Annotated in this window: 23 protein-coding genes; 18 read left to right on the top strand and 5 right to left on the bottom strand. The window is 63.1% G+C overall.

The window, feature by feature from the left end; genetic code table 11:
• Nucleotides 1–215: 215 nt before the first annotated feature.
• From sppA to AMC88_RS02165, 3 genes are all read left to right on the top strand, one after another.
• Entirely contained in the window at nt 216–1,166 is a 951-nt protein-coding gene (gene sppA / locus AMC88_RS02175; protein ID WP_064824746.1) for a signal peptide peptidase SppA, read from the top strand.
• A gap of 29 nt (nt 1,167–1,195) precedes the next feature.
• Entirely contained in the window at nt 1,196–1,495 is a 300-nt protein-coding gene (locus AMC88_RS02170; RefSeq protein WP_003544934.1) for an integration host factor subunit beta, read from the top strand.
• Between the two features lie 161 nt (nt 1,496–1,656).
• Nucleotides 1,657–1,989, top strand: coding sequence for a LapA family protein (locus AMC88_RS02165; RefSeq protein WP_064824745.1), 333 nt, complete (start codon nt 1,657–1,659; stop codon nt 1,987–1,989).
• Nucleotides 1,990–2,006: 17 nt separating this feature from the next.
• On the opposite strand, the gene AMC88_RS02160 is transcribed toward AMC88_RS02165, so the two are convergent.
• Entirely contained in the window at nt 2,007–2,441 is a 435-nt protein-coding gene (locus tag AMC88_RS02160; RefSeq protein WP_004679810.1) for a GNAT family N-acetyltransferase, read from the bottom strand.
• 53 nt (nt 2,442–2,494) lie between these two features.
• Nucleotides 2,495–2,950: an SRPBCC family protein gene (locus tag AMC88_RS02155; protein WP_016734961.1), complete on the bottom strand. Its 456-nt coding sequence runs from the start codon at nt 2,948–2,950 to the stop codon at nt 2,495–2,497.
• 106 nt (nt 2,951–3,056) lie between these two features.
• On the opposite strand from AMC88_RS02155, the gene AMC88_RS02150 reads away from it, so the two are divergent.
• The 6 genes from AMC88_RS02150 to olsB all read left to right on the top strand — a co-directional run bounded on the left by AMC88_RS02150 (nt 3,057) and on the right by olsB (nt 9,544).
• Nucleotides 3,057–3,647, top strand: a complete 591-nt coding sequence (locus AMC88_RS02150; protein WP_012482428.1) for an NUDIX hydrolase — start codon at nt 3,057–3,059, stop codon at nt 3,645–3,647.
• A gap of 120 nt (nt 3,648–3,767) precedes the next feature.
• A complete protein-coding gene (locus AMC88_RS02145) occupies nt 3,768–4,865 on the top strand; it encodes a class I SAM-dependent methyltransferase (protein ID WP_012482427.1) in 1,098 nt (365 codons plus the stop codon).
• The gene (locus AMC88_RS02140; protein WP_064824744.1) at nt 4,862–5,722 is read left to right on the top strand and encodes a TrmH family RNA methyltransferase; all 861 of its coding nucleotides are present in this window, start codon (nt 4,862–4,864) and stop codon (nt 5,720–5,722) included. The genes AMC88_RS02145 and AMC88_RS02140 overlap by 4 nt, the downstream gene beginning before the upstream one ends.
• Nucleotides 5,719–6,222 carry a signal peptidase II gene (lspA, locus tag AMC88_RS02135; protein ID WP_004679813.1) on the top strand — a complete coding sequence of 168 codons (504 nt, stop codon included), beginning with the start codon at nt 5,719–5,721 and terminating at the stop codon, nt 6,220–6,222. Before AMC88_RS02140 ends, lspA begins: the two co-directional genes overlap by 4 nt.
• A gap of 55 nt (nt 6,223–6,277) precedes the next feature.
• Complete coding sequence (locus AMC88_RS02130) at nt 6,278–8,557, top strand: PAS domain-containing hybrid sensor histidine kinase/response regulator (RefSeq protein WP_064824743.1); 2,280 nt, start codon at nt 6,278–6,280, stop codon at nt 8,555–8,557.
• Nucleotides 8,558–8,665: 108 nt separating this feature from the next.
• Complete coding sequence (gene olsB / locus AMC88_RS02125) at nt 8,666–9,544, top strand: l-ornithine N(alpha)-acyltransferase (RefSeq protein WP_004679816.1); 879 nt, start codon at nt 8,666–8,668, stop codon at nt 9,542–9,544.
• Between the two features lie 66 nt (nt 9,545–9,610).
• Here the strand turns inward: olsB and AMC88_RS02120 are convergent, their stop codons facing one another.
• Together AMC88_RS02120 and AMC88_RS02115 are read right to left on the bottom strand one after the other, a co-directional pair.
• Nucleotides 9,611–10,600 (bottom strand): helix-turn-helix transcriptional regulator, encoded by a 990-nt coding sequence (locus AMC88_RS02120; protein WP_064824742.1) that lies wholly within the window; start codon nt 10,598–10,600, stop codon nt 9,611–9,613.
• A 180-nt stretch (nt 10,601–10,780) separates the two neighbouring features.
• Entirely contained in the window at nt 10,781–13,066 is a 2,286-nt protein-coding gene (locus AMC88_RS02115) for an NADP-dependent malic enzyme (protein WP_064824741.1), read from the bottom strand.
• A gap of 113 nt (nt 13,067–13,179) precedes the next feature.
• On the opposite strand from AMC88_RS02115, the gene mutS reads away from it, so the two are divergent.
• The 4 genes from mutS to murJ all read left to right on the top strand — a co-directional run bounded on the left by mutS (nt 13,180) and on the right by murJ (nt 20,826).
• Nucleotides 13,180–15,906, top strand: a complete 2,727-nt coding sequence (gene mutS / locus AMC88_RS02110; protein ID WP_064824740.1) for a DNA mismatch repair protein MutS — start codon at nt 13,180–13,182, stop codon at nt 15,904–15,906.
• An 11-nt stretch (nt 15,907–15,917) separates the two neighbouring features.
• Complete coding sequence (locus AMC88_RS02105) at nt 15,918–16,193, top strand: hypothetical protein (protein WP_010013594.1); 276 nt, start codon at nt 15,918–15,920, stop codon at nt 16,191–16,193.
• Between the two features lie 135 nt (nt 16,194–16,328).
• Complete coding sequence (locus AMC88_RS02100) at nt 16,329–19,235, top strand: [protein-PII] uridylyltransferase (protein ID WP_064824739.1); 2,907 nt, start codon at nt 16,329–16,331, stop codon at nt 19,233–19,235.
• Between the two features lie 10 nt (nt 19,236–19,245).
• Nucleotides 19,246–20,826: a murein biosynthesis integral membrane protein MurJ gene (gene murJ / locus AMC88_RS02095; protein WP_064824738.1), complete on the top strand. Its 1,581-nt coding sequence runs from the start codon at nt 19,246–19,248 to the stop codon at nt 20,824–20,826.
• Nucleotides 20,827–20,829: 3 nt separating this feature from the next.
• Here murJ and AMC88_RS02090 read toward each other — a convergent pair whose 3' ends face one another.
• The gene (locus tag AMC88_RS02090) at nt 20,830–21,258 is read right to left on the bottom strand and encodes a YcbK family protein (RefSeq protein WP_012482419.1); all 429 of its coding nucleotides are present in this window, start codon (nt 21,256–21,258) and stop codon (nt 20,830–20,832) included.
• A gap of 187 nt (nt 21,259–21,445) precedes the next feature.
• Here AMC88_RS02090 and AMC88_RS02085 point away from each other — a divergent pair, with 187 nt between their 5' ends.
• The 5 genes from AMC88_RS02085 (at nt 21,446) to tsaB (ending at nt 25,031) form a co-directional block, all read left to right on the top strand.
• A complete protein-coding gene (locus AMC88_RS02085) occupies nt 21,446–21,844 on the top strand; it encodes a VOC family protein (protein WP_064824737.1) in 399 nt (132 codons plus the stop codon).
• Nucleotides 21,845–21,940: 96 nt separating this feature from the next.
• The gene (gene trpS / locus AMC88_RS02080) at nt 21,941–23,005 is read left to right on the top strand and encodes a tryptophan--tRNA ligase (RefSeq protein ID WP_012482417.1); all 1,065 of its coding nucleotides are present in this window, start codon (nt 21,941–21,943) and stop codon (nt 23,003–23,005) included.
• Between the two features lie 107 nt (nt 23,006–23,112).
• Entirely contained in the window at nt 23,113–23,604 is a 492-nt protein-coding gene (locus AMC88_RS02075; RefSeq protein ID WP_004679831.1) for a universal stress protein, read from the top strand.
• Between the two features lie 109 nt (nt 23,605–23,713).
• Nucleotides 23,714–24,280, top strand: coding sequence for a NifU family protein (locus AMC88_RS02070; protein ID WP_010005468.1), 567 nt, complete (start codon nt 23,714–23,716; stop codon nt 24,278–24,280).
• Between the two features lie 88 nt (nt 24,281–24,368).
• Nucleotides 24,369–25,031, top strand: coding sequence for a tRNA (adenosine(37)-N6)-threonylcarbamoyltransferase complex dimerization subunit type 1 TsaB (tsaB, locus tag AMC88_RS02065; RefSeq protein WP_012482416.1), 663 nt, complete (start codon nt 24,369–24,371; stop codon nt 25,029–25,031).

Raw genomic sequence — 25,031 nt, 5'->3', positions numbered from 1 at the left:
TTCCATGTGCGGTGATTGCCGCGCCTTATAACAAAGCCGGCCGCCAATCACAGTTCGTTTCGCATTATTACATTGGCTTGCCAATATGGAATTTTTTCTGCAACAAGCAACAAAACGGAAAAACATCGAAAAGTGGCATTCGTACGCGCCGCTGCCACCTATTTCCCCGGATCGCTCGGCGCCATGCCGATGCCCGGCCAGCGCTGGAGGTTTTTATGGACAGTTCGATCATCGCCGATCGCCGGCGGCTGCGCCGCAAGCTCGGCTTCTGGCGCATCGTCGCGGTGGCCCTCGTCGTGGCGCTTGGACTGGCCTTCTACGGCTTCGCCTTCGGCGGTGCCGGAACCGAGCGCCCGCACATCGCCCATGTGACGATCTCCGGTCTGATCGTCGACGACGACGAGCTTCTGGAGCGGCTGAAGAAGGTCGAGACCAGCGATCAGGTAAAGGCGGCGGTGATTTCGATCTCCTCGCCCGGCGGCACGACCTTTGGCGGCGAAAAGATCTTCAAGGCGATCCGGGCCATATCGGCCAAGAAACCCGTCGTCTCGGACGTGCGCACGCTTGCAGCTTCGGCCGGCTACATGATTGCCACGGCCGGCGATACGATCATTGCCGGCGACAGCTCGATCACCGGCTCGATCGGCGTCATCTTTCAGTATCCGCAGATCCAGCCGCTGCTCGACAAGATCGGCGTGTCGCTGCAGGAGATCAAGTCCTCGCCGCTGAAGGCGGAGCCCTCGCCCTTCCATGAGGCGAGCGAGGAAGCCAAGGCGATGATCCGCAACATGGTGGTCGACAGCTACAACTGGTTCGTCGACCTCGTCGCCGACCGGCGCAAGCTGCCGCGCGACGAGGTGCTCAAACTTGCCGACGGCACGATCTATACCGGCCGGCAGGCGCTCAAGATGAAACTCGTCGATACGATCGGCGGCGACCCCGAAATCCGTGCCTATCTCAAGTCGCGCGGGGTCGACACCGATCTGCCGATGGTCGACTGGGACAAGAAGAGCAATACGCCGTTTCTGCTCGCTGGGGCTGTTTCGCGGTTGATTACGATCTTCGGTTATGATGATCTCGTCAAAGGCCAGGATATCAATGGAATCCTGCCCCCGAAGTTGCTTCTTGACGGGCTGCTTTCAGTTTGGCAGGTTGGCCACGATTGATAAGAAATCAATAATTTAAGGGGGCGACTGTGATCAAGTCCGAATTGGTGCAGATTGTTGCGGCACGCAACCCGCATCTCTATCATCGCGACGTCGAAAATATCGTCAACGCGGTTCTCGACGAGATCACGGATGCACTGGCTGCGGGCAACCGCGTCGAATTGCGCGGCTTTGGCGCGTTTTCGGTGAAGAACCGCCCGTCGCGCTCCGGCCGCAATCCGCGCACCGGCGACACCGTCTTCGTCGAGGAGAAGTGGGTTCCCTTCTTCAAGACCGGCAAGGAACTGCGCGAGCGACTCAATCCCGGCCAGGCCGACGAAGAGGATTGAGCGGCGCAAACCGCCTGCGGCGAAACCGCACTTGAACTTGAACTCGGTTTTTCTATTCTGCTAGCGCATCGGCCCGAAAATCGGAATCGATTTTCGGGCCGATGCGTAGATACAATGCGCCATTCGAAGAGAGCGGCGCCGTCCGACGCATGGAGACCTCAATGGCCAAGAAGATCATCAACCTCTTGATTCTGCTGCCCCTCGGCGTCATCCTCATCGTCTTCTGCGTTGCCAACCGGCAGAGCGTCACGCTCGCCTTCAATCCATTCCGACCTGACGATCAGGTGCTCGCGGTCTCCGCGCCCTTCTTCGTCTTCCTGTTCATCGCGCTGATTTCGGGCATGCTGATCGGCTCGGCCGCCACCTGGTGCAGCCAGGGCAAACACCGCAAACGCGCCCGCACCGAAGCCAAGGAAGCCATTCGCTGGCAGGGTGAGGCAGATCGCCACAGGACGCGCGCCGAGGATATAGCCGCCCAGCTGCCGGCACGGTAAGAGCGTTACCCGGTGCGTCAAACTGGAAAGAAGCTCAGCTCCTCGTAATCGCCTTCCGGCGACGCACCATTGCCGGTCACCTGGAAACCATGGGAAAGGTAGAAGGCCTTCGCTCGCCGGTTGTTCACCAGGCATTTCAGCCGGTATTTATGTTGCGGCCATTCCGGCAGCGACCGCAGCAGCGCCGTGCCGGCGCCGACACCCTGGAATTCCGAGCTTATATAAAGCATGTGAATGAAATCATCCTCCGGCCAGAGCGACAGGAAACCGGCAAGTCTACCATCGGCATGCTCACAGACAAAGATCGTCTCGCCATTGGTATGGGCGGCGAAATCCTCGCGGTGGAACTTGCCGGGATCGACCCAGACAAATGTTTCGCGGCGTACGGACAGATAGATATCCGCAAGCGCTTCCTGGTCTTCCGCCCGCGGCGGCCTGATGGTCCATGTCATGATGAGCCCTTAAACCAAGCTCCTGCCGGCGCCAAGTCCACAGCGAACGGCCCTCACTCAGCCGCCATTTTTGCCACGACGGCGGCGTTGAAATCGGAGAAGAAGCCCTCGGCGAGCCTCTGCGAGGTCGAATCGAGGAGGCGGGCGCCGAGCTGGGCGAGCTTGCCGCCGAGTTCAGCCCGCCCCCGGTAGTGCAGGATCGTCTCCGCACCCCGTTCTTCGAGCACGACATCGGCGGTTCCCCTGGCAAAGCCGGCAAGGCCGCCCTTGCCTTCAGCCGACAGCGTATAGCTTTTCGGCGCATCGACATTGGCGAGCGTCAGCAGCCCATGGAAGGTGGCCGACAGCAGGCTGAACTTGACCCTGATCGTCGCCTCGAAGCTATCAGGCGACAGCCGCTCGATGTTTTGGCAGCCCGGAATGCAGCCGCGCATGATTTCCGGATCGTTGAGCGCCGCCCAGACCATGTCCCGCGGCGCCGCGATGCGTTCTTCGCCGGTGAAATCCATTCGATAGCCTCATCTGCGATTCGCCTATCTTATCCCAACGGCAAAGCGCTTTGCCAAGGAGGAAGGGAATGTTATCTGCCAAGCTTCATCTGGAGCAGGGATTGCGATGAGCGACGAATTGAAGCCCTGGAGCGTGACGGCGAGCCGCATCACCTATGAGGATCGCTGGATCCGGCTGCGCAGCGACGACTGCCTGACCGCCGATGGAACCGTCGTCGCCCCGTTCCACGTGCTCGATTATCCCGATTGGATCAATGTCATCCCGCTGCTGCCCGACGGGCGCGTATTGCTGACACGGGAATACCGGCATGGCCGCGGCGAGATCGTGCTCGGCCTCGTCGCTGGCGGCGTCGAACCCAGCGACATGAGGGCAGAGGATGCTGCGATGGCGGCCGCGCGGCGCGAGCTGAGAGAAGAGACCGGCTACGAAGCCTCGACCTTGATTAAACTGCTGACTTCCTATCCGAATGCTGCCAACCACAGCAACATGGTTACAAGCTGGCTGGCGCTCGGCCTGAACAGAGCAGGCGAACCCAGTTTCGACCCCGGAGAGAAAGTCGACATACTGTTTGCGGATCTCGGGGCTATCCTCGCCGAACTACAATCCGGCGCCGTCATCATGCAGTCGATGCATGTCGCGGCCCTTTATTCGGCGGAAGGCTGGCTCCGCACGCAGGCATCCAAGGGCTTGAAATAAACGCCGTGTCGGGAGAACCTGCTTCAGGGCTTTGGCCGGCGCAGTTGATCCGGCGCGGTCTTCTGGGCTAGAGGACGAAAACCCCATGAAGACACCTCGACAGAGACGCGGAAGAGCACGTTGAAACAAAGAGAACGCCGGCCGGGCCAGAAGAAAACGTCAGGTCCCCCCGGTGAAAGCCGCAGGGACGATCGGGCCGGACGGTCGCCGAAGCCACCCGCGCGGCCGGCGGCAGCCCGCGAGACGGCGCGCGAGAGCGCAGCTCCAGTCACGGTTTCCCGTCCGTTGATGACGCGCACCGGCGAACGGCCGGCGGAACGCGTGCCTGTCATCCTCGAGTCGCTCGGCGCCGGTGATTTCCACCTGATCGACAGCGGCGACGGCCAAAAGCTCGAGCAATACGGCCCCTATCGCATCATCCGCCCGGAAGCCCAGGCGTTGTGGCGGCCTTCGCTGGCGCCGCACATCTGGGAAAAGGTCGATGCCGTCTTCACCGGCGATACCGACGAGGAAGGCACCGGTCGCTGGCGTTTCCCGAAGGCCGCACTCGGCGAGACCTGGCCGCTCAATCTGCTCGGCGTCGATTTCCTCGGCCGCTTCACCTCTTTCCGCCATGTCGGCGTCTTCCCCGAACAGATCGTGCACTGGAGCTGGATGAAGGAGCAGGTTGAAAAGGCCGGCCGGCCGCTGAAGGTATTGAACCTCTTCGGCTATACCGGCGTCGCCTCGCTGGTCGCCGCCGCGGCCGGCGCCGAGGTCACCCATGTCGACGCCTCGAAGAAGGCAATCGGCTGGGCCCGCGAAAACCAGGCGCTCGGACGGATGGAAAAGCTGCCGATCCGCTGGATCTGCGAGGATGCGATGAAATTCATCCTGCGCGAGGAGCGCCGCGGCAGCCAGTACGACATCATCCTCACCGATCCGCCGAAATTCGGTCGCGGCCCCAATGGAGAAGTCTGGCATCTCTTCGAGCATCTGCCGTTGATGCTCGATGTCTGCCGCGAGATCCTGTCGCCGCAGGCGGCCGGCCTGGTGCTGACGGCCTATTCGATCCGCGCCAGCTTCTATTCGATCCACGAGCTGATGCGCGAGACGATGCGGAGTGCCGGCGGCGCGGTCGAATCCGGCGAACTGGTGATCCGCGAAGCGGGCCTCGACGGCAAGACCCCGGGCCGCGCACTTTCCACCTCCCTCTTTTCCCGCTGGGTGCCGAAATGAGCAAGGACTTCCACGATCAGGGACCGCGCAGGGTCGGCCAGGTGAAGGAAGTCACCTCGCTCGCCAATCCCATCATCAAGGACATCAAGGCGCTGACGAACAAGAAGTCGCGGGAGGAAAGCGGGACTTTCCTCGCCGAAGGGCTGAAGCTCGTCATCGATGCGATCGAACTCGGCTGGACGATCCGCACGCTGGTCTATGCCAAGGCAGCCAAGGGCAAGCCGCTGGTCGAGCAGATGGCCGCCAAGACCGTCGCCTCCGGCGGGCTGGTGCTCGAAGTCAGCGAAAAGGTGATCGGCTCGATCACTCGCCGCGACAACCCGCAGATGGTCGTCGGCATCTTCGACCAGCGCTGGAAGCCGCTCAAGGACATCCGGCCGAGGGAGGGCGAGACCTGGGTGGCGCTCGACCGCGTGCGCGATCCCGGCAATCTCGGCACCATCATCCGCACAGCGGATGCGGCCGGGGCTTCCGGCGTCATTCTGGTCGGAGAGGCAACCGATCCCTTCTCGCTCGAGACCGTGCGCGCCACCATGGGCTCGGTCTTTGCCGTTCCGGTCGCACGCGCGACACCGGAGGAATTCCTCGCCTGGCGCAAATCGGCCGGCGTTTCCGTCGTCGCGACCCATCTTGCCGGCGCGGTCGATTACCGCACGATCGACTACCGGAAGAAGCCCGTCGTTCTCTTGATGGGCAACGAGCAATCCGGCCTGCCCGAGCAGCTCGCCAAAGAGGCCGACGCGCTTGCCCGCATTCCGCAGCAGGGCCGCGCCGATTCCCTGAACCTCGCCGTCGCCACCGCCGTCATGCTTTTCGAGGCGCGCCGCCACCTCCTCTCACTTTCCGAGGGCAAATGACCGAACCGACGCATGCACGCCCCGCGCTTTTTGCGCGCCCGGCGCCGATCCTCTTCTTCATCGCCGCCGCCGTTCTCATCGACCAGATCGTCAAGATCGCCGTCGACCATTACCTGCCGCTGCAGGAGGCCGTGCCCGTCATCCCGATGCTGGCGCTCTACCGCACCTATAATCTCGGCGTTGCCTTTTCGATGCTGTCGGGCATGGACGGCTGGTTCATCGTCGGCATGCGGCTTGTCATCGTCGCCTTCGTCGTCTGGCTGTGGTACCGCACCGCCAAGGACCGCTGGCTTGCGCATCTCGGTTACGCGCTGATCATCGCTGGCGCGATCGGCAATCTGGTCGACCGTTTCGCCTACGGGCATGTGATCGACTACATCCTCTTTTACACCGCAAGCTGGTCCTTCGCGGTCTTCAATCTCGCCGACAGTTTCATCACCATCGGTGCGGCCTGCGTCATTCTCGACGAGCTCTTGCTGCCGAAAAAGGCCGGCCGCTAAAATCTTATCGAATTCCTGAAGGCATTCGGAAGGGGCCTCATGTTAGCCAGATAGCATGCACAATCTGGGACAGTTGCAGGAGAGATTGTCCGCCGCCTTCGGCGGACCCGCCGCCAAGCCGCATCAGGAGCGGATGGGGCAGCCCTCCCCGCGACCACGTGCAGCAGCCCCTGAGCAAACCAGTCAGCGTCAGATGCCCGCGCCGACCCGGCGCCTGCTGTTCTACTGGCTGAGTGGCGCCGGCCTGCTGGCCGCAACCACCCTCATGCTGCTTGCCTATGCCGGCGATCCGCTGCTGCTTCCAGGCGGGCTTGTCGTTCTCGGCCTTGCGGCGATGGCCGGTTACCTTGTCCTGACAATCCGCCGGCGCGGGGCAAACAAGCCCGGCCGCCAATCCCTGCCCGAGCGCAACGAAGGCGCAAAGCTGTTCGCCGACGTGCACGACGTGCTCGGCGACATCACGGTCTCGCGCACCATGGACCGGCGTATCATCTCCGCCAATGATACGTTTCGCCGTCTGACCGGACGGCTGCATCCGGAAGGGCGCAGCTGCGAGGAGATCGGCCTCGCCTTCCGCCCCGGTCCGATCCCGCATTGCTACGATGTCGAAATCTCGACGCCGGAAGGCCAGAGGATTTTCGTCTGGCGCGACGTCGTCACCCGCGATCCTGCGGACGGCCGCCTGCTGCTGCACAGCGTTGCCCGCGACGTCACCGAAGAGCGGCTGCTGGCGCAGGGCCGCGAGCAAGCCCGCCAGAAGGCCGAATATAACAGCGCCGCCAAATCCCGGCTGCTTGCCACCGTCAGTCACGAGGTGCGCACGCCGCTTTCCGGCATCCTCGGCATGACGCATCTGCTCGCGGAGACGCGGCTGACACAGGAACAGCAGAATTACCTGGCGAATATCCGCCAGTCCGGCCACGCGCTGACGCAGCTCGTCGAAGACCTGCTCGATTTCTCCACCATCGAGGTCGGCCGTTTCGAACTGCACCCGCGCTCGGAATCGCTGCGCAAGCTTCTCGAGAGCGTCGTCGAGATGCTTGCCCACCGGGCGCATGAAAAGGGTATCGAGATCGGCGCCACCGTGTCCTCTGACGTGCCCCAGAATATGAGCTTCGATCCGGCGCGGCTGCGGCAGGTTCTGTTCAACGTCATTGGCAACGCCGTGAAGTTCACGCAGGTGGGCGGCGTCTTCATCCGTGTCTCGCTTGACGCCGGCAATCTGTTGATCACCGTCGCCGATAGCGGTCCCGGCATGACGGCCGAGGAGCAGGCGCGTGTCTTCGGCGAGTTCGAGCAGGGCGGCACCGTCGCCGACAAGAGCGCCGGCACCGGGCTCGGTCTTGCGATCTCCGCCCGCATCATGCGCGAATTCGGCGGCGCATTGACGGTAGCCAGCGAAAAGGGCCTGGGCAGCGAATTCACCATCCGCTTTCCCGTCGATGTCGGCAGCGAAAGGCCCGAGCGGCGAAACACGCTGCTTGCCGGCAACAGCGTCGTGCTTCTGGCACCGGCAGGTGCGGCGCGCACCGCCATCGCCGAGACCATCACCACGCTCGGCGGCATCTGCCATCTCGTCGGTGACGGCGAGACGGCGCGGGAAAAGCTGCTCGGCATGGCCAGTTACGGTGGTCGGCCGACTGATATCATCGTCGATCATCGCATGTCGGCGGAATTTTCCGCCCATCTTGCCGATCGCGCCGAAATCGCTGCGCTGGGCCTGCGCAAGGTTCTGCTCGTCAACCCGGAAGAGCGCAGCGCCCATCCGCTCGACCTGTTCGACGCCTGGCTCATCCGGCCGCTTCGCGAACAGTCGCTGATCGATGTGCTGCGCGGGCGCATGCGCGGCATGGAAAAGCGCGACGCGCTGAACGACAATCAGCCGGGCTTCGGGCTTTCGGTTGCGGAGACGAGAGTGGCGGCGAGCGGGCTCAGCATCCTGCTCGGCGAGGACGATCCGATCAACGCCATGCTGGTGCGCGTCGTCCTGGAAAAAGGCGGGCACAAGGTGCGTCATGTCGAAGACTTCGAGACGCTGCTCGATTGCGCCCTGGGCGAGGCGGATGCCCGCCCCGACATCATCATCAGCGATCTGTCGATGCCGGGCGGCAACGGCATCGACATGCTGGGACGGCTGCGCGGCCACGAACGGCGGCTCGATCTTGCGCCGGTACCGGTGATCGTGCTGACCGCCGACAAGAGCGACGAATCACGCCGCCAGGTTTTGCTCAACGGCGCCAACCGCGTCATGGTGAAGCCGGTCGACCCGCTGCGGCTGCTGACCGAAGTTCAGGCGGTCGCCGCACTTTCGGCCCGCCGGGCAGAGGCGCGATAGAGCCTCTCGGGCCCAGCCCGCTCCTTGCCTCGGGAAATGCAATATGTCACTTTCCTGTCGTACAGAAGTGTTTTATGGCGTCGATAAGCCGGCAACCGGAGAATCGCCATGTCCTCCATCGACATCCTCAATCGTGACGTCACCGCGGAGGCTGCACGGCCGTCGACGGCTGCTGCCCAGAAGGACGGCGATATCCTGGGCCGGATCGGCAATCTGGAAACGCGCCTTGCCCGCTCGGCGCGCGAGATCGACGCCGCCCAGGCGGTGCGCTACCGGGTCTTCGTCGACGAAATGAAAGCGCAGCTGCCGCTGGACGCCATGCGCCGCCAGCGTGATGTCGACGCTTATGATGCCTTCTGCGATCATCTTCTTGTTCTCGACCGTGCGATCGAAGGCGATCCGGAAGACCAGATCGTCGGCACCTATCGGCTGCTGCGCCAAGATGTCGCCATGGCCAATGGCGGTTTTTACTCGGCTTCCGAATTCGAGATCGAGGGGCTTCTCGCCAAGCATCCGGAGAAGCGCTTCATGGAGCTCGGCCGTTCCTGCGTGTTGCCGGAATACCGCACCAAGCGCACCGTCGAGCTCCTGTGGCAGGGCAATTGGGCCTATGCGCTGAAACACGGCATGAGCGCCATGTTCGGCTGCGCCTCGTTCCCCGGTGTCTATCTCGAAAGCCATGCGCTGGCACTGTCCTTCCTCTACCATAATGTGCTGGCGAAGGACGAATGGGCCGTCGGCGCATTGCCGCATCTCGCCCGCAACATGGACCTGATGCCGGTCGAGGCGGTCAACCCGAAGCGGGCGCTGATGGCCCTGCCGCCGCTCATCAAGGGGTACCTTCGCCTCGGCGCGATGGTCGGCTCCAGCGCGGTCATCGACCACGCCTTCAACACGACAGACGTGCTGATCGTGCTGCCTATCTCCAGCATTTCCGACCGCTACCTGAACTATTACGGCGCCGACGCCGGCCGCTTCGCGAGCTAAAGTCTTTTCTGGTCGGCTTGCAGCATGCTGCCCTGGCGCAAACCTCCCAGGCTCGCGATCGGCGTCTCAAAGATCGGATCGCCTTCGCGTGTCCGACGGATTCTCGCCATAGGCCGCCCGATAGATTGCCGCAAAACGGCCCAAGTGGAAGAACCCCCACTTCAAACAGATGTCCCGCAACGGCTGGCGGTTTGAAGGATCGCGCAGATCCTCCCGGACCGCCTGCAAACGGATCGTCCTGAGGTAGGCAGACGGTGTGTTTGCCTTGAAGGCCCGAAAGCCGACTTCAAGAGCGCGAATGGAAATGCCCGCCGCGTCCGCGACATTCTGCATCGTCAACGGCTGCGCGATGTTCGCATGCATAAATTCAATTGCGCGACGGACATGCCGCGGTGCGATCAGATGGATTTTCTTATCCAGAAGATGCGAGAGCCGATGAGGAACCAAACGTACGACCAGATCGGCAAATGCCTGGGTGAGGTTTGATATGGCAATCGGCGAGTGGAGTAGCGGGCCGCCGTTGCGCATGCCGATGATCATCGTTTGAGCGAGACCGAAGATCAGCTGTCCCGCCGCCGTGGAACGATCAACGACCGGCGCCAGGTCCAGTGCCCCGGTGAGCGGGGTCTCCAATACGGCGGCGACGGTCTGAGCTACGATCGCCCAACTTAGACTGAGTGTGTCCGACCGGTGTGGCGCTGCCCGTACCGAAACCCGTTCCGGCTCAAGATTGTTCGCCATCAACAGCCGCCCGGGTGTTGCTTCGGCCAAGGTCCGACCAAAGGCGACGTCGAGAGCTCCCGTGCGCGGAACGATGATGGCCAGGGTTTCCGGCGTTCCATCTGCCGTTCTTGCACCCCAGCCGCCGGAATCCTGGTTGCTGACCAGCGACAACCTCTCATCACCCCAAAACCCGACTTTCCAGTCGAGTGGTTTGTCTCGACCATTTCGCCATGCGTCGAACGAACCGAACCCCTTGGTCAGAGCCTCGACCATATCGTCGAACGTTGTCCCCTGAAATCGGGCAGTGAAATTCGGGGATGCGTTTTCCGACATGGGAATCCAAACGGCTGATGAATATCATTTATATGCCGCGGGCATTGTTTCAAAAGTATTACTTATCGGATTGAGCCTTTCAACCATATCTTCGGGGAGCAAGCCACAAAAAGGCGCGCCCGACCGACGTGCTGTCGGCCGGGCGCGAAATACCCTCTCGAATGGGAGGCAGAGGCGAGTTTACGAACCCGCCCCGTAGGCAGCGATCGCCGCCATGTTGACGATATCGCTATCCTTGGCGCCCATCGAAGTGATCTGCACGGCCTTGTCGAGGCCAACGAGGATCGGGCCGATCACCGTCGAGCCGCCGAGTTCCTGCAGCATCTTGGTCGAGATCGAGGCCGAGTGGAAGGCCGGCATGACCAGCACGTTGGCGGGGCCGGAGAGCCGGCAGAACGGATATTGCTCCATCACCTTGCGGTTCAGCGCGACATCGGCGGCCATCTCACCGTCATATTCGAAATCGACGCGGCGCTTGTCGAGGATCTTCACCGCCTCGCGCACCCGCTCGGAGCGTTCGCCGGAGGGATGGCCGAAGGTGGAATAGGCAAGCATGGCGACGCGCGGCGGATAGCCCATGCGGCGCGCGAGACCGGCGGCTTCCTCGGCGATATCGGCGAGCTGCTCGGCCGTCGGCATGTCATGCACCGCGGTATCGGCGACGAAGACGGTGCGGCCGCGGCAGAGCGCCAGCGACACGCCGATGACGCGATGGCCTGGCTTCTCGTCGATGCAGCGGCGCACATCTTCGAGCGCGGTCGAATAGTTGCGGGTGATGCCCGTCACCATGCCGTCGGCGTCGCCCAACGCCACCATGGTAGCGGCGAAGTGGTTGCGATCGTTGTGGATCAGACGCTGGGCATCGCGGTGGAGATAGCCGTGCCGCTGAAGCCTTGCATAGAGATAATCGATATAGGCCTCGACGCGGGTGGAGATACGGGCATTGACGATCTCGAGGCCGGGGCGGTTGAGATCGATGCCGGCGCGCTCCGCCGTCGCCCGGATCAGGTCCTCGCGACCGAGCAGCAGCGCGGTGCCGAGCTGCTGATTGGCATAGGACAATGCTGCGCGCAGCACCTGCTCTTCCTCGGCTTCGGCAAAGACGATCCGCTTCGGCCGGCGGCGCACCCGCTCGTAGAGGCTGGCGAGCGTCGAGGCGATCGGATCGCGGCGGGCCGAAAGCTCGCGGGCGTAACCGGCCATATCGGTGATGACCTTGCGGGCAACGCCGGTCTCGATTGCGGCCTGCGCGACCGCGACCGGGATGGCCGAGATCAGCCGCGGATCGAATGGAACGGGGATGATGTATTGCGCCCCGAAACGCGGCCGGTTGCCCTGATAGGCGGCGACCACATCATCGGGCACGTCCTCGCGGGCAAGATTGGCCAGCGCGTTAACGGCGGCGATCTTCATGGCGTCGTTGATCGTCGAGGCGCGCACGTCGAGCGCGCCGCGGAAGATATAGGGGAAGCCGAGGACGTTGTTGACCTGGTTCGGATAGTCCGAGCGGCCTGTCGCCATGATGGCGTCGTCGCGAATGCGGGCGACCTCTTCCGGGGTGATTTCGGGATCGGGATTGGCCATGGCGAAGATAATCGGCCGATCGGCCATCGAGCGGATCATCTTGGCCGAGAAGGCGCCCTTCTGCGACAGGCCGAAAATGACGTCGGCACCCTTCATCGCCTCTTCCAGCGTGCGGGCGTCGGTCATTGCCGCATGCGCCGATTTCCACTGGTTCATGCCCTCGGTGCGGCCCTGGTAGATGACGCCCTTGGTATCGCATAGGATGATGTTTTCAGGCGCAAAACCCATCGCCTTGATGAGCTCGACGCAGGCAATCGCCGCCGCTCCCGCGCCGTTGCAGACGAGCTTCGTCGTCTTCAGGTCGCGGCCGGTCAGCTCCAGCGCGTTGATCAGGCCGGCGGCGGCGATGATCGCCGTACCATGCTGATCGTCGTGAAACACCGGAATATCCATCAGCTCGCGCAGCCGGCTTTCGATGACGAAGCAATCCGGCGCCTTGATGTCCTCCAGGTTGATGCCGCCGAAGGAGGGGCCGAGGAAGCGCACGCAATTGATGAACTCGTCGACATTTTCGGTATCGATTTCGAGATCGATAGAGTCGACGTCGGCGAAGCGCTTGAAGAGGACCGACTTGCCTTCCATGACCGGCTTGGAGGCGAGCGCGCCGAGATTGCCGAGGCCGAGAATGGCAGTGCCGTTGGAGATGACCGCGACCATGTTGCCGCGCGCCGTGTAGTCGTAGGCCGTCTGCGGGTCGGCGGCGATCGCCTTGACGGGGACGGCGACACCCGGGGAATAGGCCAGCGACAGGTCGCGCTGCGTTGCCATCGGCTTGGTCGGGACGACTTCCAGCTTGCCGGGCCGGCCCATCGCATGAAAATCGAGCGCCTCCTGGTCGGTCACTGATGTCGTCGGCCGGTCCTTCTTATCGATATCGGGCATAAATCCTCCAACGTCCTGTGGGCGACGCTTTGCTCTTCCTCAAATGCTGTTGTCATCTATAGCGGCGCGCGGATAGGGTTGGCACCTGTTTTTTTGGGAAAAACTGCACCTCCGTGAACGCACGAATCGACACAGAAAATGAAGCCTTTTCGGCTGCCGAGCTTGCCACGGCGGAAAGCCGTGCCTCTGCAACGCCGATGATGGAGCAATATATCGAGATCAAGGCGAACAACCCCGGTTCGCTGCTGTTCTATCGCATGGGCGACTTCTACGAGCTGTTCTTCGAGGATGCGCTGGAGGCTTCGCGCGCGCTCGGCATCACGCTGACGAAGCGCGGCCAGCATATGGGCCAGGATATCCCGATGTGCGGCGTGCCGGTGCATGCCGCCGACGATTATCTGCAGAAGCTGATTTCACTCGGTTTCCGCGTCGCCGTCTGCGAGCAGGTCGAAGATCCGGCCGAAGCAAAAAAACGCGGCGGCAAATCCGTCGTCAAGCGCGATGTCGTGCGGCTGGTCACGCCGGGCACGATCACCGAGGAAAAGCTGCTATCGCCCTCGGAATCCAACTATCTGATGGCGCTCGCCCGCATTCGCGGCGGGGCCGAACCGGCGCTGGCACTTGCCTGGATCGATATTTCCACCGGCGTCTTCCGGCTGGCGGAGACGGAAAGTTCGCGGCTGCTCGCCGACATCCTGCGCATCGATCCGCGCGAGCTGATCCTGCCCGATACGATTTTCCACGATCCCGAGCTGAAACCCGTCTTTGACGTGCTCGGCCGAACGGCGGTGCCGCAGCCGGCGGTGCTCTTCGACAGCGCCAGCGCCGAAGGCCGAATCGCCCGCTATTTCGGCGTTTCGACGCTGGACGGCTTCGGCAGCTTCTCGCGCGCCGAGCTTGCGGCAGCCGCAGCCGCCGTCGCCTACGTCGAGAAGACGCAGATCGCCGAGCGTCCGCCGCTCGGGCAGCCCGAGCGGGAAAGTGCCGCCTCGACGCTGTTCATCGACCCCGCCACCCGCGCCAATCTCGAGCTTGCCCGCACGCTGTCGGGCGATCGCAACGGTTCGCTGCTGAAGGCGATCGACCGCACCGTCACCGGCGGCGGCGCCAGGCTTCTGGCCGAGCGGCTGATGTCGCCGCTCACCGACCCCGCCCGCATCAATGCCCGGCTCGATTCGATCGGTTTCTTGATCGACGAGCCCTCGCTCTGCGGCAGGCTGCGCGATACGCTGAAACATGTGCCCGACATGCCGCGGGCGCTCTCGCGCTTGGCGCTCGACCGCGGCGGCCCGCGTGATCTCGCGGCCATCCGCCAGGGCCTGCAGGCCGCAAGCGGGCTCGCGGATCTGCTCGCCACCGCCATGCTGCCGGAAGAACTCGGCGAGGCGCTGTCCGGACTGAAAGCGCTTCCCGCGAGCCTGGAAACGCTGCTTGCCGAGACGCTCGCCGACGAACTGCCGTTGCTCAAGCGCGACGGCGGTTTCCTGCGCGACGGCGCCAGCGGCGAACTCGACGAGGTCCGTGCGCTGCGCGACCAGTCGCGCCGCGTCATCGCCGGGCTGCAGCTGCAATATGCCGAGGAAACCGGCATCCGCTCGCTGAAGATCAAGCACAACAATATTCTCGGCTATTTCATCGAGGTCACCGCCGGCAATGCCGGGCCGATGACCGATACGGCGGAAGCCAAGGCCCGCTTCATCCACCGCCAGACGATGGCGAGCGCGATGCGCTTCACCACGACCGAACTTGCCGATCTCGAAAGCCGCATCGCCAATGCCGCCGACCGGGCGCTTTCGATCGAACTCGAAGCCTTCGACAAGATGACGGCGGCCGTCGTGGCGGAAGCCGAGGCGATCAAATCAGGCGCCCGGGCGCTCGCCGTCATCGACGTCGCCGCGGGTCTCGCGCTGCTCGCCGAGGAGCAGGCCTATTGCCGGCCGCAGGTCGACGGCTCGAAGATGTTTGCCGTCGAGGGCGGCCGTCATCCTGTTGTCGAGCAGGCATTGCGGCGGCAGGCGGGTGGCCCCTTCGTCGCCAACCGTTGCGATCTTTCGCCGAAGGACGGCGCCAAGGACGGCGCCATCTGGCTGCTGACCGGCCCGAACATGGGCGGTAAATCGACCTTTCTGCGCCAGAACGCGCTGATCGCGATACTGGCGCAGATGGGCTCTTTCGTGCCGGCGACATCCGCCCATATCGGCATCGTCGACCGGCTGTTCTCGCGCGTCGGCGCCTCCGACGACCTGGCGCGCGGGCGCTCGACCTTCATGGTCGAGATGGTCGAGACGGCTGCGATCCTCAACCAGGCGAGCGACCGCTCGCTCGTCATCCTCGACGAGATCGGCCGCGGCACCGCCACCTTCGACGGCCTGTCGATCGCCTGGGCCGCCGTCGAGCACCTGCACGAGGCCAATCGCTGCCGCGGTCTGTTCGCCACGCATTTCCACGAGCTGACCGTGCTGTCGGAGAAACTTGGCCGGCTATCGAACGCCACGATGCGCGTCAAGGAATGGGATGGCGACGTCATCTTCCTGCATGAGGTCGGGCCCGGTGCGGCCGACCGGTCCTACGGCATTCAGGTCGCCCGCCTCGCCGGACTTCCGGCCTCGGTCGTGGCGCGGGCCCGCGACGTGCTCACCCGCCTCGAGGATGCCGACCGCAAGAACCCGGCGAGCCAGCTGATCGACGACCTGCCGCTCTTCCAGGTGGCGGTGCGCCGCGAGGACGCGGCCCGCGGCCCGTCCAAGGTCGAGGAGGCTTTGAAGGCGATGAGCCTCGACGACATGACGCCGCGCGAGGCGATGGATGCGCTTTACAATCTCAAGAAGAAGCTGAAATAGGAGCGCGGCCGATGTTCATGGAAAAACTGGTTCGCGAAACCGAGCGCCTGTCGCTGATCTGCTCCCTGCTCGACACCATGCGACGCGCCGACCGGGACCGCAATGCACGCGGCTGGACCTCGCCGATCGGCCTGCTGAAAATGACGCGCAGTTGCGCTACAATCTCGGAACTCGCCACTTCGATCGCCAAGGCAGGCTATCGCGAATGCGACCGCCAGACACTCGAGGAGATCCTGAGCGAGACACGGCAGGTCTTGTATTCGCTGCAGGCCGAGTTCGCGAGCTGAGGCTTTTCGGGAAAGTCCGCTGCTTGCGTCAAAGCGTCCCCGCATCCAGCAGCGGACCAACACCATTTCGCCAAATTTAAAGGTTCTTGCAGTATGAAAGCCCGTGTCAATCGCCGGGCAAAGAGGCTATAGCGCATGCAGACGAAACCAGCGGCAGGCCGCGAACCGGCAGCCCGGCATGAACAGGACGCCACTCCGGCGAAAGCAATGCGCGACCTCGATTTCTCCACGATTCTCGACACCGAACTGCTGCAGAACCAGTGCGATGCCGTTGCCGAGGCCAACCGAAACCGGCCCGACGTCATGCGCAGCGATCTCCTCGCCGTCCTGAAAAAGGCGAGCACCGAGGGCCGGCAGAAGGCGCGTGCGGCGCTTGCCGCCGACGGCAGCGGGTTGAATTGCGCCTACCGGATTTCCTGGCTGCAGGACCAGATCATCACCGTCCTCTACAATTTCGCCACCTCCCACATCTTTCCGCAGCAGAAGGACAAGTTCGCCGTCACCGCCGTCGGCGGCTATGGCCGCGACACGCTGGCGCCGGGCTCGGATATCGACCTGCTCTTCCTCTTCCTGCCGCGGCCGGCGGAAGAGACGCACAAGGCGGTCGAATTCATGCTCTACGTGCTCTGGGACATGGGCTTCAAGGTCGGCCACGCCACCCGCACGGTGGAGGAGTGCATTGCGCTTTCCAAGTCCGACATGACGATCCGCACCGCCATCCTGGAGATGCGCTTTATCTGCGGACTGCAGCGGCTGGAAACCGAGCTCGAGACCCGCTTCGACAAGGAAATTGTCACCGGCACCGGCCCGGAGTTCATTGCCGCCAAGCTTGCCGAGCGCGACGAACGCCACCGCAAGGCCGGCGACACGCGTTATCTCGTCGAACCGAACGTCAAGGAAGGCAAAGGCGGGCTTCGCGACCTGCACACGCTGTTCTGGATCTCGAAATATTATTATCACGTGCGCGACCAGGCGGAGCTCGTCAAGCTCGGCGTCCTGTCGAAGCACGAATATCGCCTGCTCGAGAAGGCCGATGATTTCCTCTGGGCGGTGCGCTGCCATATGCACTTCCTGACCGGCAAGGCAGAGGAGCGGCTGTCCTTCGACATCCAGCGCGAGATCGCCGAAGCCTTCGGCTACCACACCCGCCCCGGCCTTTCGGCCGTCGAGCGCTTCATGAAACATTATTTCCTGGTTGCCAAGGATGTCGGCGATTTGACCCGCATCCTGTGCGCCGCGCTCGAAGACCAGCAGGCCAAGTCGATTCCCGGCCTCACCGGCGTGATCAGCCGTTTCACCCATCGCACCCGCAAGATTGCCGGCAGCGTCGAATTCGTCGAAGACCGCGGTCGCATCGCGCTCGCCGACCCTGATGTCTTCAAGCGCGATCCGGTCAGCATCCTGCGGCTCTTCCATGTCGCCGACATCAATGGGCTGGAATTTCACCCCGATGCGCTGAAGCGCGTCACCCGTTCGCTTGCCCTGATCGATAACCGGCTCAGGGAAAACGACGAAGCCAACCGCCTGTTCATGTCGATCCTGACATCGAAACGCGACCCGGCGCTGATCCTGCGCCGCATGAACGAGGCCGGCGTGCTCGGCCGTTTCATTCCCGATTTCGGCAAGATCGTCGCGATGATGCAGTTCAACATGTATCACCACTATACGGTCGACGAACATCTGATTCGCACCGTCGACGTTCTCTCCGAGATCGACAAGTCGCGTTCCGAGGATCTGCACCCGCTCGCCAACAAGCTGATCGCAAATATCGAGGACCGCGAGGCGCTCTACGTCGCCGTTCTTCTCCACGATATCGCCAAGGGCCGGCTGGAGGATCACTCGATTGCCGGCGCCCGCGTCGCCCGCAAGCTCTGCGCCCGTTTCGGCCTGTCGCAAAAGCAGACGGAAATCGTCGTCTGGCTGATCGAGGAACATCTGACCATGTCGATGGTGGCGCAGACCCGCGACCTCACTGACCGCAAGACCATCACCGATTTCGCCGACCGGGTGCAGTCGCTCGACCGGCTGAAGATGCTGCTGATCCTGACGATCTGCGATATCCGCGCCGTCGGCCCCGGGGTCTGGAACGGCTGGAAGGGCCAGCTTCTGCGGACGCTCTATTATGAAACCGAGCTGCTTTTGGCCGGCGGTTTCTCGGAAGTCTCGCGCAAGGAGCGGGCGAACGCCGCCGCCGAGGCGTTGCGCGCTGCGCTCTCCGACTGGAGCCAGAAGGACCGCAACACCTATACCAAGCTGCATTACCAGCCCTATCTGCTTTCCGTGCCGCTGGAAGACCAGCTCCGCCATGCGCATTTCATCCGCCAGGCCGACAAGGCAGGCCAGGCGCTCGCCACCATGGTGCGGACCGACAGTTTCCACGCGATCACCGAGATCACCGTGCTGTCGCCCGACCACCCGCGGCTGCTTGCCGTCATTGCCGGGGCGTGTGCGGCAGCCGGTGCCAACATCGTCGACGCGCAAATCTTCACGACCTCGGACGGACGGGCGCTCGATACGATCCATGTCAGCCGCGAATTTGCCGACGACGCCGACGAGCTGCGCCGCGCCGGCACGATCGGGCGGATGATCGAGGACGTGCTGTCGGGGCGCAAGCGCCTGCCCGAGGTCATCGCCACACGCACGCGCAACCGCAAGAAAAGCAAGGCCTTCGTCATTCCGCCGTCGGTCAACATCACCAACAGCCTGTCGAACAAGTTCACCGTCATCGAGGTCGAGTGCCTCGACCGCCCTGGCCTCTTGTCGGAGATCACCGCCGTGCTCTCCGATTTGTCGCTCGACATTCAGTCGGCCCGCATCACCACGTTCGGCGAGAAGGTGATCGACACCTTCTACGTCACCGACCTGGTCGGCCAGAAAATCTCGGGCGACAGCAAGCGCGCTAACATCACCGCCCGGATGAAGGCGGTGATGGCCGAGGAGGAGGACGAACTGCGCGAGCGCATGCCTTCCGGCATCATCGCGCCCGCCGCCACCGCCCGGACATCGCCCCCAGCCGAAAAGAAAGCCGATTCCCCCGCATGAGCTATCAAGCATGAGCCTCGTCAAGAAATTCGCGACCGTCGGCGGCGCCACCCTCGGCAGCCGCATCTTCGGCTTCGCCCGCGAAACCCTGATGGCGGCCGCACTCGGCACCGGGCCGATGGCCGACGTCTTCTACGCGGCCTTCCGTTTTCCGAACCTCTTCCGCCGGCTGTTTGCCGAAGGCGCCTTCAACGCAGCCTTCGTGCCGCTCTTTGCCAAGGAGATCGAGGCGAACGGCACCGATGGCGCCAAGCGCTTTTCGGAGGAAGTCTTCGGCGTCCTGTTTTCGGTGCTGCTCCTCATCACCATCGTGATGGAGCTCTCCATGCCGCTGCTGGTGCGTTTTATCATCGCGCCGGGTTTCGCCGACGACCCTGAGAAATTCTCGATCACGATCCGCATGGCGGCCGTGATGTTTCCCTATCTCATGTGCATGTCGCTGACGGCGATGATGAGCGGCATGCTGAATTCGCTGCATCATTTCTTTGCCGCCGCCATCGCGCCCGTCTTCCTCAACGTGGTGATGATCGGGGCGCTGTTCTATGCGCTCTATACCGGCGCCGATCCGCTGGCGACCGCCTGGTATCTCTCCTGGGGCGTACTTGTCGCCGGCCTGCTGCAGCTCGCCGTCGTCTATGTCGGCGTGCTTGCGGCCGGCATGAGCATCGGCCTGCGCTTCCCGAAGATGACGCCGAACGTCAAACGGCTGCTGATTCTGGCCGTGCCGGCCGCCGTCACCGGCGGCATCACCCAGATCAACCAGCTGATCGGCCAGGCGATCGCCTCCTCCCGCGACGGTGCGATCGCGGCGCTGCAATATGCCGACCGCATCTACCAGCTGCCGCTCGGCGTCGTCGGCGTCGCCGTCGGCGTGGTGCTGCTGCCGGAGCTGGCGCGCGCCTTGAAGGCCGGCCACCTGCGCGAGGCCGGCAACCTGCAGAACCGCTCGATCGAATTCGTGCTGTTCCTCACCATTCCCGCCGCCTTCGCGCTCTGGATCCTGTCCGACGAGATCATCCGCGTGCTCTATGAGCGCGGCGCCTTCCATCAGGAAAACACCCTCGTCGTCGGCTCAATCCTGGCGATCTACGGCATCGGCCTGCCGGCCTTCGTTCTGATCAAGGCGCTGCAGCCCGGCTTCTATGCCCGCGAGGACACCAAAACGCCGATGCGCTTCTCGGCGATCGCCGTTGCGACCAACTGCGCCACCGCGCTGACGCTCTTCCCCTATATGGGCGCGCCCGGTATCGCGGTCGCCGAGGCCACCGCCGGCTGGATCAGCACGGTGCTGCTGTTCACCACGCTTCTGCGCCGCGGCCATCTGACATGGGAATGGGCGCTGGCAAAACGCGCCGCCCTTCTGATCGTCGCCGCCGCTGTCATGGGCGCGGCAATCGTCGTCCTCAAGCAGTATTTTGCCCCTTGGCTTGCCTCGGGCGCACCGCTTCTGACCAAGATCGGCACGCTGGGGCTGTTGATTGCGATTTCCATGCTGGTCTATTTCGCCGCCGCCTTCCTGATCGGCGGGGCAAATCTCGGCATGATCCGCCGCAATCTGAACCGCAAGCCGGCAGCGGCAGAAGATGCATAAGCTCTAACAATCGACCCATCGCCTCTGCGGCCCGACGTCGACGTGAATGATGCCATTGCAATAACTGCCGATGCCGCCGATTCCCGGCGCGCTTCTGGCGGCGGCGATGATGGTGCGCTCCGACAGGCCCGGCATCCTGAAATCGGCCGCCAGGCATTTGCCATGCAGGGAGCCATGACGGCTGGGATGCGGCCTCAGGCCGGAGGTGATGATCGGACGGCGCCCGGTTTTTGCGGCGATATGCGACAGGATCGCCTGAAGACGGGTTGGAAAACACCCGGCACGGACACTGACGGTCTGGACCGTGTAGGCGAGACGCGCCTCGTGTTTCGGCAGATGAATGGCCGGCCTTTTGCTGTCTTGACCGACAGCGCTGGTTGCTGATTGTAGGGCGAAAAGGCCTGCCATGGCCAGCAAAGCGGGGTTCTGCATGGTCCCTCCGGGCGGTTGGAACGGCGGCCATCCGGCCGCCACTGCTCGGTGGAGGATTTTCAGTTCAATAAAAGCTTTTCTGTGAAATTTTATACTCAATTGTGGCTAAACGCCCTGATCAATTCGGCTTAAAATCGGGGTATTATCTGCCTCGAAATGAAAAAAACATCCGAACCCAGGAGGTCGCATGACGATCAACTCGCTTTTCCTCGTCACCCTCGTCGTCGACGATTACGACCGCGCCAAGGCCTTTTATTGCGATGTGCTTGGGTTCGACTGCCTGCAAGACGAGCCGCAGCCGCAGGGCAAGCGCTGGGTGGTGGTGAAGCCGCGAGGCGGGGACGGCGCCGCCTTTCTGCTCGCACAGGCGGTCAATGTTGAGCAGCGGGCGGCCATCGGCAACCAGACGGGCGGCCGGGTCGGCTTCTTCCTGAAGACCGACGATTTCGCCCGCGATCACGCCGCCATGGTTGCAGCCGGCCTGCGCTTTCCGGAAGAGCCGCGGCATGAGGTCTACGGCACGGTGGCGGTCTTTGCCGATCCCTACGGCAACAGCTTCGATCTGATCCAGCATGCCGCAGACTGAACCCCTTGATTGCGACCGGCTGCCCGTGCATAAGCCGCGGCGTTAGCAACACAGGCGACAAGCCCTGGGGCCCTCCACCAGCCTATTGAGGACGACATGAGCGAATTCAAGAAACTCGTATTCTCCGGCGTGCAGCCGACCGGCAATCTGCATCTCGGCAATTATCTCGGGGCGATCCGCCGCTTCGTGGCGCTGCAGGAAGGCAATGACTGCATCTACTGCGTCGTCGACATGCATGCGCTCACCGCTCAGCTGGTGCACGAGGATATGCCGAGCCAGACGCGCTCGATCGCCGCCGCCTTCATCGCCGCCGGCATCGATCCGGAAAAACATATCGTCTTCAATCAGTCGGCCGTGCCGCAGCATGCGGAACTTGCCTGGATCTTCAACTGCGTCGCCCGCATCGGCTGGATGAACCGCATGACGCAGTTCAAGGACAAGGCCGGCAAGGACCGCGAGCAGGCCTCGCTCGGGCTCTACGCCTATCCGAGCCTGATGGCCGCCGACATTCTCGTCTACCGCGCCACGCACGTGCCTGTCGGTGAGGACCAGAAGCAGCATCTCGAGCTTGCCCGCGACATCGCCATGAAGTTCAACCTCGATTATGCCCAGCATATCGCCAGGACCGGCTACGGCATCGACATCACCGTCGGCGACGAGCCCGTGCATGCTTATTTCCCGATGGTCGAGCCGCTGATCGGCGGACCGGCGCCGCGCGTCATGTCGCTGCGCGACGGCACCAAGAAAATGTCGAAATCGGACCCTTCCGACCTGTCGCGCATCAACCTGATGGACGACGAGGACGCGATCTCGAAGAAGATCCGCAAGGCCAAGACCGATCCGGACGGCTTGCCGAGCGAGATCGACGGTCTGCAGGGTCGGCCGGAAGCCGACAATCTGGTGGCGATCTATGCCGCGCTTGCCGACAAGTCGAAGTCGGAAGTGCTTGCCGAATTCGGGGGCCAGCAGTTCTCCGTCTTCAAGCCGGCGCTGGTCGATCTCGCCATCCACGTTCTGGCGCCGATCACCGGCGAAATGCGCCGGCTGATGGACGATACCAGCCACATCGATGCGATCCTGCGCAAGGGCGGCGAACGCGCCCGGGCCCGCGCCGAGGTGACGATGAACCAGCTGCGCGACGTCATCGGCTTCCTTTACTGAGGCAGATCTCCTCTTCTTACCCTTCGGGGGAAGAGGATCTATTCGGAAGGAGAAGCGGCAAAAACTGCGCTTGCAATTTTTTCGCTTCAGGTGTCAGAGTCCGCCCCATGGTATCGAAGCGACTCTCACGGCTCGAAGGTCACCGGCGCAAGTTCATGGCGGTGATCGACGGGACCCCCGAATGCCAGCGCGCCGTTCATTATGCCGGCCGGCGCGCGAAGAATTCCAATGGCGGCCTGGTGCTGCTCTATGTGATCCCCAACGGCGATTTCCAGCAATGGCTCGGCGTTGAGGAGATCATGCGGGCCGAGGCGCGCGAGGAAGCCGAGGCAACGGTCGCCAAGATCGCCCAGATCGTGCGCGAGACGATCGGCATCGAGCCCGAGATCGTCATCCGCGAAGGCAGTGCGGCCGAGCAGATCAACGCCGTGATCGAGGAAGACCGCGACGTGGCGATCCTGGTTCTGGCCGCCGGTTCGGCGAAGGAGGGTCCAGGACCGCTGGTTTCGTCAGTCGCCGGACGCGCGGCGGCGTTCCCGATTCCGGTGACCGTGCTGCCGGATACGCTGACGAACGAGGAAATCGACGCGCTCTGCTGAGCCTATTTCTTGAGTACAAGTCTCTTGATTAGATCAGGCAATGGGCCTATTTTCTTTTGAAGAATTCTAAAGACGGCCGAGGTCACGGGCCTGCCGCATGGAGAGCCAGATGTTCATTCAGACCGAAGCCACGCCGAATCCCGCCACCCAGAAGTTCCTGCCGGGCAAGGTGGTCATGGAAAACGGCACCGCCGAGTTCCGCAGCGCCGCGGAGGCCGAAGCCTCGCCGCTTGCCGCCCGGCTGTTCGAAATACCCGGCGTCACCGGCGTCTATTTCGGCTATGATTTCATTTCCGTCTCCAAGGACAATGCCGAATGGCAGCATCTTAAGCCGGCTATATTGGGCTCGATCATGGAGCATTTCATGTCCGGCAAGCCGGTCATGGGCGACGCTTCCATTCTGTCCGAAGACGCCGATGCCGGCGACGAGTTCTTTGACGAAGGCGACGAATCGATCGTGCTGACCATCAAGGAACTTCTGGAGACCCGCGTGCGCCCGGCCGTTGCCCAGGACGGCGGCGACATCACCTTCCGCGGCTTCAAGGACGGCAAGGTCTATCTCAATATGAAGGGCTCCTGCTCCGGCTGCCCGTCTTCGACGGCGACGCTGAAGCACGGCGTCCAGAACCTGCTGCGCCATTTCGTACCCGAAGTGCAGGAAGTGATTGCCGCTTGAAAATCTCGAATTCGTTCGGGCCGTTCATCTCTCGTTCGGCCGGACGGATTTATGGTTAGCGACAAGAGTTTATTCGGAAATTGATGGCATGATCGTTCTGGCGCTCGACACGGCAGGTGTAGATTGCTCTGCCGCCGTTTATGACAGCGGCAGGAATACGGTGCTGGGGGAGGCATCGGACATGATCGGCAAGGGGCATGCTGAACATCTGATCGGTATCGTCGACCGTGCGCTCGGTCAGGCCGATATGACGCTTTCTGAAGTCGACCGCCTTGCCGTCACCGTTGGCCCCGGCTCCTTTACCGGTATCCGCGTCGGCGTGGCCGCAGCCCGCGGCTTTGCCCTATCCCTGCAAATCCCCGTCGTCGGTGTCACCACGCTCGAAGTGATGGCGGCCGCCGAACGGGAGAGGACACCCGGCCGCGCCGTGCTTGCGGCAATGGACGCCAAGCGGGACGAAATCTATCTCCAGTCCTTTGCCGCGGATGGTTCGCCGCTCGATGCGCCGCGGGCGGCGAGCGTCGCCGATGCGCAGGCTTTCGCCGCCGGCTTCGACGGCGAGATCACCGGTTCGGCAACGCCGCTGCTGAAGGCGGGCGCCGGCGGCGACCATGCCAACGTGTTTCCGATTTCGGTGGTGGCGCGCCTCGGTGCTGCCGCCCCGGCCGATGCCGGAAAGCCAAAGCCCCTTTATCTGCGCGGACCGGATGCCAAACCGCAGGCCGGATATGCGATTGCGCGACGAGTGTGA

Origin of the sequence: Rhizobium phaseoli (assembly GCF_001664385.1) — a bacterium.
Taxonomy (GTDB): domain Bacteria; phylum Pseudomonadota; class Alphaproteobacteria; order Rhizobiales; family Rhizobiaceae; genus Rhizobium; species Rhizobium phaseoli.
This window is presented reverse-complemented; position numbering and strand designations above follow the sequence as displayed.

What these genes read in the sequence shown, in the direction of transcription:
- sppA (WP_064824746.1), top strand. Translation starts at nt 216, where the DNA reads ATGGACAGTTCGATCATCGCCGATCGCCGGCGGCTGCGCCGCAAGCTC.
- AMC88_RS02165 (WP_064824745.1), top strand. Translation starts at nt 1,657, where the DNA reads ATGGCCAAGAAGATCATCAACCTCTTGATTCTGCTGCCCCTCGGCGTC.
- AMC88_RS02160 (WP_004679810.1), bottom strand. Translation starts at nt 2,441, where the DNA reads ATGACATGGACCATCAGGCCGCCGCGGGCGGAAGACCAGGAAGCGCTT.
- AMC88_RS02155 (WP_016734961.1), bottom strand. Translation starts at nt 2,950, where the DNA reads ATGGATTTCACCGGCGAAGAACGCATCGCGGCGCCGCGGGACATGGTC.
- AMC88_RS02150 (WP_012482428.1), top strand. Translation starts at nt 3,057, where the DNA reads ATGAGCGACGAATTGAAGCCCTGGAGCGTGACGGCGAGCCGCATCACC.
- AMC88_RS02140 (WP_064824744.1), top strand. Translation starts at nt 4,862, where the DNA reads ATGAGCAAGGACTTCCACGATCAGGGACCGCGCAGGGTCGGCCAGGTG.
- lspA (WP_004679813.1), top strand. Translation starts at nt 5,719, where the DNA reads ATGACCGAACCGACGCATGCACGCCCCGCGCTTTTTGCGCGCCCGGCG.
- AMC88_RS02130 (WP_064824743.1), top strand. Translation starts at nt 6,278, where the DNA reads ATGCACAATCTGGGACAGTTGCAGGAGAGATTGTCCGCCGCCTTCGGC.
- olsB (WP_004679816.1), top strand. Translation starts at nt 8,666, where the DNA reads ATGTCCTCCATCGACATCCTCAATCGTGACGTCACCGCGGAGGCTGCA.
- AMC88_RS02120 (WP_064824742.1), bottom strand. Translation starts at nt 10,600, where the DNA reads ATGTCGGAAAACGCATCCCCGAATTTCACTGCCCGATTTCAGGGGACA.
- AMC88_RS02115 (WP_064824741.1), bottom strand. Translation starts at nt 13,066, where the DNA reads ATGCCCGATATCGATAAGAAGGACCGGCCGACGACATCAGTGACCGAC.
- AMC88_RS02105 (WP_010013594.1), top strand. Translation starts at nt 15,918, where the DNA reads ATGTTCATGGAAAAACTGGTTCGCGAAACCGAGCGCCTGTCGCTGATC.
- AMC88_RS02100 (WP_064824739.1), top strand. Translation starts at nt 16,329, where the DNA reads ATGCAGACGAAACCAGCGGCAGGCCGCGAACCGGCAGCCCGGCATGAA.
- murJ (WP_064824738.1), top strand. Translation starts at nt 19,246, where the DNA reads ATGAGCCTCGTCAAGAAATTCGCGACCGTCGGCGGCGCCACCCTCGGC.
- AMC88_RS02090 (WP_012482419.1), bottom strand. Translation starts at nt 21,258, where the DNA reads ATGCAGAACCCCGCTTTGCTGGCCATGGCAGGCCTTTTCGCCCTACAA.
- AMC88_RS02085 (WP_064824737.1), top strand. Translation starts at nt 21,446, where the DNA reads ATGACGATCAACTCGCTTTTCCTCGTCACCCTCGTCGTCGACGATTAC.
- trpS (WP_012482417.1), top strand. Translation starts at nt 21,941, where the DNA reads ATGAGCGAATTCAAGAAACTCGTATTCTCCGGCGTGCAGCCGACCGGC.
- AMC88_RS02075 (WP_004679831.1), top strand. Translation starts at nt 23,113, where the DNA reads ATGGTATCGAAGCGACTCTCACGGCTCGAAGGTCACCGGCGCAAGTTC.
- AMC88_RS02070 (WP_010005468.1), top strand. Translation starts at nt 23,714, where the DNA reads ATGTTCATTCAGACCGAAGCCACGCCGAATCCCGCCACCCAGAAGTTC.
- tsaB (WP_012482416.1), top strand. Translation starts at nt 24,369, where the DNA reads ATGATCGTTCTGGCGCTCGACACGGCAGGTGTAGATTGCTCTGCCGCC.